This window comes from Candidatus Chloroploca mongolica, from assembly GCF_004762035.2.
Taxonomy (GTDB): Bacteria; Chloroflexota; Chloroflexia; order Chloroflexales; family Chloroflexaceae; genus Chloroploca; species Chloroploca mongolica.
Map to the genome: position 1 here is coordinate 1 of NZ_SIJK02000116.1, position 6,980 is coordinate 6,980.

Consider the following 6,980-nt stretch of genomic DNA (forward strand, 5'->3'; position numbering starts at 1 on the left):
CTACCAGACTTTGGCTTCGCTGTCACCCTCTGTCCAGCGGTTTTGGGGAGGATACACAAAAAATGGATAAAGAGGATTACTTATCGGTCTTCTTGTCTTTCCTCGGGTGATATTGTTGGATTAGACAGCGTAAGAAACCTTGTTTTCGAGAGAGGAGTTGACATGAATACTTTAACGCTAAGAAGTGTTCATTCTTCTTGGCCTGACCGTGAATTTTATGGCCACTTGAAGCGAATAACTTGTTGCGAGCTAAGTACTCATGCCGAATTTGCTTTGTCAGGAAGTGAAGATTACACCATTCGCATCTGGAATTTAAACCAAAATGAGCAAATGAGTAAAATAAATAACATATGTTTAAGTGAAAACAGAACATTCTTGGCGGTTAGCACGAATGATAAAGTGACCCTATGGGATACCAAGAATTGCCTGTCTGTAGGCGTTATCGATACGTATCAGGCAGTTGTCAGCGTGGAAGATTCTGGTGACCATGTAATTACGTCAGGATATCGGAACGAGCTAATATATTGGTCTCGTTCCGATACTGGGTGGAGTCAAAAGAAGGTTTCCGTTCCGCCTAGGCAGTTGGCACAGGTTAGCAAGATTAATTCGCTTGATATATGCCCTGACGGTTCATTGACCGCTGCGGTAGAGCGTGATGGCATCCTGATGATACATCAAAACTTTGACCAATCGAAGCCCATTGCAGAACTCCTCTTTGATGATAGTCTTCAGCAATGTTATTGGATATCAACTGAGCATCTGGTTGTACATGGTTTGCGTGGGCTGTACTGGTTGAAGTTTAGGCATGGATCTTGACTTTTAGCGTATAATCATCCCATGTGGAAGTGAGCCGGAGTGTCAAAACTCCGGTGGCCTTGATGTCGTCCATCTTGGCTGTCCTTGTAGGCTTGGCTGTCCTTATATATAGGATAGCGAGCCTATTCTCTCCGCCCCCGCGTGGGACGGAGAACCACGATAGTCAGCGAGGGGGCAAGGCCCACCCGCTGACCAAGGGACTGCTCAAGGCGGCAGTCTCTCGCGGGAGGGCGGAGGGTCTGGGACTGCTCCGTCCGGACTGCTCCCATGGCCTCGTTGCCGTGGGAGCAGTTTATTTACGATGATCCATGCACAACGCCGTCTACCAAGCACGTCAGTTTGTTAGAGGAGCAGTCAATGGAGCAACTCAGCCTTAATCGGGCGACGGAAATCATTTTGGACGCACTCGCAACCCCGGGCAGTGCCACACCTCCGGGGTTAGTTGAGCATGGGCGGAATGTGCTGGCCCGGTATAGTCAGGGCAACCAGACGATTGCGCAGGTGCTGGCAATTTTTCAGGGCGATCCAAAGAATCAGACGCTACGCCCCTATGTGGTGCAGCAATTGGTCGCTATCTTCACCCAACAGCAGGCAGCGAGCCAAGAAATCATGGCGCTAGCTCAGCAGATCATTGCCAGCCGCCCCCAAGATAACATCGGCCAGCGCGGTGGGCTGAACTTCGGAAGCGGCAGACAACTCGGCGATGTCAGCGTCCGTGATGTGGCTGGCGGCGATATCAACCGCACTGAGACGACCCAGGGCGACCGGATTACGACTGGTGACATCAGCGGCACGGGCATCGCGATCGGTCGCGGCGCGCGAAGCAGCGTGCGAAATATCGACACCGGCGGTGGCGACTATGCCGAGGGGAATATCGACAAGCGAAAGGGTAATTTCGTGAGCGGCGACCAGTTCACTATGTCCGGGAACTTCAGCGGTGCGATCCTGAACATCAAATCGACGCTGACCAACGTCTCGCAGAGCGTTGGCGCGGCCCCGCATGGCGACGCGGCGACGAAGGCGCAGCTTCAGGCGCTGATCGCGCAGCTGAGCGCGGAGTTGCAGAAGGTGCCGGCGGAGCAGGCCGGTGAGGCCGAGCAAGCAGCGAAACGCGCCGAGAGCGCGGTGGCAGAAGCAACGAAGCCCAATCCCGACAAAGACGATGTAGCATATAGCTTGTCGCGTCTCAAGAAGGCCGCCGAGAATATCGCACAAGTGCTGCCGACAGTCCTGCCCATTGCCACCCAGATTGCGGATGTGCTGCGAAAAATGATCGGAGCATGATCAACCATGTCGACGCCGTCAACTACCCGGCTCCGTGAGTTACTCGCACACATAGATAATCCGGCTCAGCGACTGATTGTGGAACAGATCATCGCCGAACTAGACGTATCACGTGCGCATGAGCAGCAGGTGAGTGGGGAGGCTCAACTTGGCGTGGCAGTTGCAGGAGATAGTCACGGAGCCATAACTGTCGATCAATCCGTGCAGCATACGCAGACACAGGGTGGTGACTATGCAGAGGATTACATTGACAAGCGTGTGTTCAATATTCTCTTGGTGGGTGGTGATACGGAAGCTATGATTGCAGTGCTTGCGACTGCTGGAGTCACAGCTGACCTTACATCACTCCTAAAATCCACTCGCCAGAAGCGAGCAGACCAACTCTTTGCTCTATTGTCACATCTCTCACTGCCTACAGCCATCCTTCGTCGTGCTTTTAGCAAAATAGCCCCTTTTCATGTCCTGCCAGAACCGTTTGAGAGTTCATTGCTTCAATCCATTTTGTTTGAATTAATACACAACCTCACCAGCGAAACTGACCCCATTGAACGATTTGCCCGCACGCTCCTTGCTGAATCTGATCTGAATCCTGCACAGGAGGCTGCGCTTTGCCAATGGTTAGGTTTGCCAGAGCAGCCGCAGAAAAAGTCGGAGGAACCAGGATTACTTATTGCTATCGATAGAGCGCCGCAGAGTAATGAGCTCTACCATATTCTCGCCTGGCGATGGCCGGATCGCCTTAAGCTCTGGCCTCCAATTGGCGAGGAAGTGCGCGCTCTTTCCGTAGCGGAACTACCACAAGCGATACAAAGCCTTTATCAAAGAATCCATAAGCACATTGCCCGCTTCGGCGGTCATCTAAGAATTGAGTTGATGCTGCATCACAGCCTTCTCGTTGAACCCTCTCATGAGTGGAAGGTTGCTATCCTTTTCGATGAGGATGATCCTGATGATGTTGTTGAGCAACCACTGTACATTGGGCATCCAGTTGTCGTACGTTCGGTTGAACGCGCACTCTCACCTAAGTCAGCAATGGTTGATGCTCGCGCACGCTGGCGTACACGATGGGGTCAACTGCCAGAAGCCTGTAAGCGTGAGTGGCAACGTCCTCATCACGCTGGTGCCGCCCAGCGTCCTCCGCTCTTCTGCCCAACGGCGGCAGAGGAGTTTGACGGAGATCTGTTCAATCAATTAATTGGCGATGACTACCTCTGTTTCGTAGAAACGGTTTCTCCTCCTGAGGGGATGGACTTTGTTAAGCGGGTGTTGTTGCGTGTTGTCCGAGCTGGCATTCCACTCGGACTCTGGTTTGCGCACAATGCCGATCGCAGTGCGCTTATGTACCAGTTTCTCGAGGGCCTGCTTGAACCTCGTCAACTTTCCGATCTGCCACAGCTGCTACGGCAATATTGGAAACAGACCAACTTGACCAGGCCTTTACTCTTCTATGATGATCCAAACCGGCTCCCGTACGATCCTGACCATGCAGCATTTGAGACACCGACTACAGCCTAAATGGGGATGTGACCATGAGCGATTGGAAGATATACACCGGCCAAGGGCGCAAGGAAGACGATGATCCAATTACGCGGTTGCCTGATCCACCCCCCTGGCGTAACTTTACTGATCCTGCGCGCGATCAGCGTCGAGGGCAAGTCTTCCGTCCAAGTGACAGAGCTATCGAGATGGTCAATGCAGCCCTCTATTTGCGGCGACCTCTCTTAGTAACTGGTAAGCCCGGGACAGGCAAGTCAACGCTCGCTCGTGCGGTTGCAGAAGAACTAAACCTGACTCTTTATGAATGGCCGATCAATACTCGAACCGTGCTGCAGGATGGCCTCTATCGCTACGACGCACTTGCGCGTCTACGCGATGCACAAGCCCATAGTGCGAACACCAACACAGCCCAAGAAGTTGGTCAGTACATTACGCTTGGGCCATTAGGCCTGGCATTACTGCCAATAGATAGACCGGCAGTGCTTCTCATAGACGAGATTGACAAGGGAGATATTGATCTACCAAATGATTTGTTGCATGTCTTTGAGGAGGGAGAGTTTTTTATCGCCGAGATCACACGTCTACTCCAAAAGGACTCTACCGCCGAACATACGCAGATGGTCTCCGTATGCCGCTCTGATGGAAGCCAGGTTACAATCCCCGGTGGTCGTGTGCGTTGCCGAACATTTCCTTTAGTGATCATGACCAGCAACGGTGAGCGGGATTTTCCACCAGCTTTCCTGCGCCGCTGTCTACGCCTCGATATCGACCCGCCAAGAGAGGTAGCCGAGCTTGAAGCAATCATACGTGCCCACCTTGGTGATGAGGTGTTTGCGCAGGCCGAAGAAGCTATCAAGCAGTATGTTGCCGACTTTCTTCGCGAACGAGATCGTCCGGACGCCAGAGGGCATATTGCCACTGATCAGCTGCTCAACCTCATCTACATCGCCACTCAAGAAAACCAACCTGAGGCATCAACAGAGCAACAACTTCGCAAAGAACTTCTACGACGACTTGGATCTGAATGATGAGTATCGACAGTCTACTAGAGTTGATTGTTGAGCGTGATTCTGAAATAACGGGGCACCAGATAGCGGAGGCGCTCTGGTTCATGCTGGCGATTAAACACTCGCAAGAATCGGAGGCGGATGCTCGTGGACAGCCTTCAGTACCGTCCACTACGAGAGTTGTGCCATCTCTCCCATCGACTATACAACAGTCTGAACAGCCTCTACCTTTGATGGGCCAGGAGGAAACCCATTCTAGTCCCACGATGAATCAACCTGACTTGCCGGATACGATATCAGCTTCTGAACAAAGCCAAGCTGATCTGTATCCATTGAGTGCTGAAACTTCTAAAGAGACAGCGGCCAAGATAACACCATTACGCGTTCCATCAGTCGGCGCTCTCCCAAATGCAGCATCAATTGCACGAGCATTGCGGCCACTTCGGCGGCGTGTGCCATCACGTCATCGCATACGACTTGACGAGAAGCTAACAGCTGAGCGAAGCGCTGAGGAAAACACGCTTGTACCGATAATGCTTCCAGCACAAAGCCGTTGGTTTGCGCTTCATCTAGTGGTTGATCAAGGCGGCTCTGCGACGATCTGGCAGGACACAATTCAAGATTTACACCGTCTCTTGATTCGTCAGGGTGCTTTTCGCGACGTGCGCCTTTGGCAGTTCGATAGTGATAGTAATAATAAAGAGCTTATGCTCTTTGCTGGGCGAACCTCGACTATCCCGCGTCGAGCAAGTGAGCTGTCAGATCCAGAGGGACGCCATCTCGTTCTCATAGTCAGCGACTGCGTCGGAAGAGCGTGGCACGATGGACGTGCAACGACGGCATTGAGTCTCTGGAGTAATAGTAGTCCGATGGCGGTATTCCAACTTATGCCGCCGCAACTATGGGATCGCACGGCACTGGGACGTGAAATAGAAGTACACTTGAAAGCCAGCACCGCTGGTGTACCCAACACCCGATTAATTGCTACTCCTGTTGATGAGTGGGAGGATGTGCTCCCAACCAAGAATGTGCCCACGCCGGTTCTTACCCTAACAACAGAGTCTATTAAGGCGTGGGTCAACCTGCTGATAGGTCGACCAGGAAGCATTGTAAGTGGTCATGCGTTTGATCGAGTTGCGAAGCCTTCACCTCCAAATCGCCCGCCTGATCTTACATCGAGTCCAAGTCAGCGAGTACAGCGCTTCCTTAGTCTGAGCACTCCCACAGCGCAACGATTAGCGCTGTTGGCATCAGCCTCACCAGTTACTCTCCCGATCCTTAATTTGCTGTGTGCAACATTTCTCCCAATGGCAGATCAAAGCCACATCGCAGAGTTGTTACTGAGCGGGCTTCTTTACCGAACATCCTCTGATAGAAGTCGCGAACCAGATGCTGTACTTTACGAGTTTTATGACGGTGTTCGAGACCTGCTGTTAGAACTTGCTCCGTTCAACCAATCGAGCGAGGTAGTGGCAAGGGTTTCGGCGTATCTTGAAGAGCGTGCCGAGCACGAGCGAGAAATGCGAGCATTACTGGCTTTGCCTGGTGATTTCGGTGTATCGGATCTTCCTGAGTCAGTTCCATTCGCCCGTATCCGTGCATTCTTGCTCCGAGGCTTGGGCTATAAACAACTGGCTAACCTTATTGAGCGGGTGAGCGTGCAGACAGTTGCTCAAACTAGCCAAACGACTTTGGTAACTCTCGACGATACTAGCCTATCTGCAAGCAACTTACAGGATGATTTAGTTGGCGATTCAGACGAGAGACATCATGATGAAGAAAAGGTTGTCCAACAACCCTTCCCCCCCCGCCCCGTCGCGGCGACTGCCGAAGAACTCGCTGCGGCCCAGGCCACGCTCGCGGCCTTGCCGACCGCAACGATCCCCCCGCCGCAGGACGTGCTGCCGCCTGGCTCGTGGCTGGGCGGGCTGAGACGCAATCACCAGTTCGTCGGACGTGAAGCCGACCTCCTGGCGCTCGCCACGCTGCTCAAAGGGGGCCAGAGCGTCGCGGTGAACCAGAGCCAAGCCGCCGTTGCCAGTGGCTTGGGTGGCATTGGCAAGACTCAGTTGGCGGTGGAGTTCGCGTATCGCTACGGTTCGTCTTTCGCCGGCGTCTTCTGGCTCTCCTTCGCGCAGCCTGACACCATCCCGACCGAGTTCGCCCGCCTGGGTGGGGCCGCCCATCTCCAACTCTTCACCGACGCGGCGGGCTTGAAGCTGGACGAGCAAGTGAACCTCGTGCGCAGCCGCCTCGCCTGTGGCCTGCCCTACCTGCTGATCTTCGACAACTGCGAAGACCCGCAGTTGGTGCGCGAGCACCATCCTGGCGGCGCGACGCGGGTGCTGATCACCAGCCGCAACCCCGCCTGGCCGG

General features: G+C 53.5%; 5 protein-coding genes. All 5 read left to right on the top strand.

Going from position 1 to position 6,980, the window contains the following annotated elements; genetic code table 11:
* The first annotated feature begins 162 nt into the window (after positions 1-162).
* On the top strand, positions 163-816 hold the full coding sequence (locus EYB53_RS24710; protein ID WP_135482173.1) for a WD40 repeat domain-containing protein: 654 nt from the start codon (positions 163-165) through the stop codon (positions 814-816).
* Between the two features lie 357 nt (positions 817-1,173).
* Positions 1,174-2,100 carry a hypothetical protein gene (locus EYB53_RS24715; RefSeq protein ID WP_135482175.1) on the top strand — a complete coding sequence of 309 codons (927 nt, stop codon included), beginning with the start codon at positions 1,174-1,176 and terminating at the stop codon, positions 2,098-2,100.
* Positions 2,101-2,178: 78 nt separating this feature from the next.
* Positions 2,179-3,615: a VMAP-C domain-containing protein gene (locus EYB53_RS24720; protein WP_135482178.1), complete on the top strand. Its 1,437-nt coding sequence runs from the start codon at positions 2,179-2,181 to the stop codon at positions 3,613-3,615.
* Positions 3,616-3,629: 14 nt separating this feature from the next.
* Positions 3,630-4,625: an AAA family ATPase gene (locus tag EYB53_RS24725; RefSeq protein WP_135482181.1), complete on the top strand. Its 996-nt coding sequence runs from the start codon at positions 3,630-3,632 to the stop codon at positions 4,623-4,625.
* An 83-nt stretch (positions 4,626-4,708) separates the two neighbouring features.
* On the top strand, positions 4,709-6,980 hold a 2,272-nt coding region (locus EYB53_RS26295; RefSeq protein WP_303646664.1), incomplete at its 3' end, for an SAV_2336 N-terminal domain-related protein.

Excerpts from the sequence above, each read along its gene's own strand:
- EYB53_RS24710 (WP_135482173.1), top strand. The coding sequence starts at position 163 with ATGAATACTTTAACGCTAAGAAGTGTTCATTCTTCTTGGCCTGACCGT.
- EYB53_RS24715 (WP_135482175.1), top strand. The coding sequence starts at position 1,174 with ATGGAGCAACTCAGCCTTAATCGGGCGACGGAAATCATTTTGGACGCA.
- EYB53_RS24725 (WP_135482181.1), top strand. The coding sequence starts at position 3,630 with ATGAGCGATTGGAAGATATACACCGGCCAAGGGCGCAAGGAAGACGAT.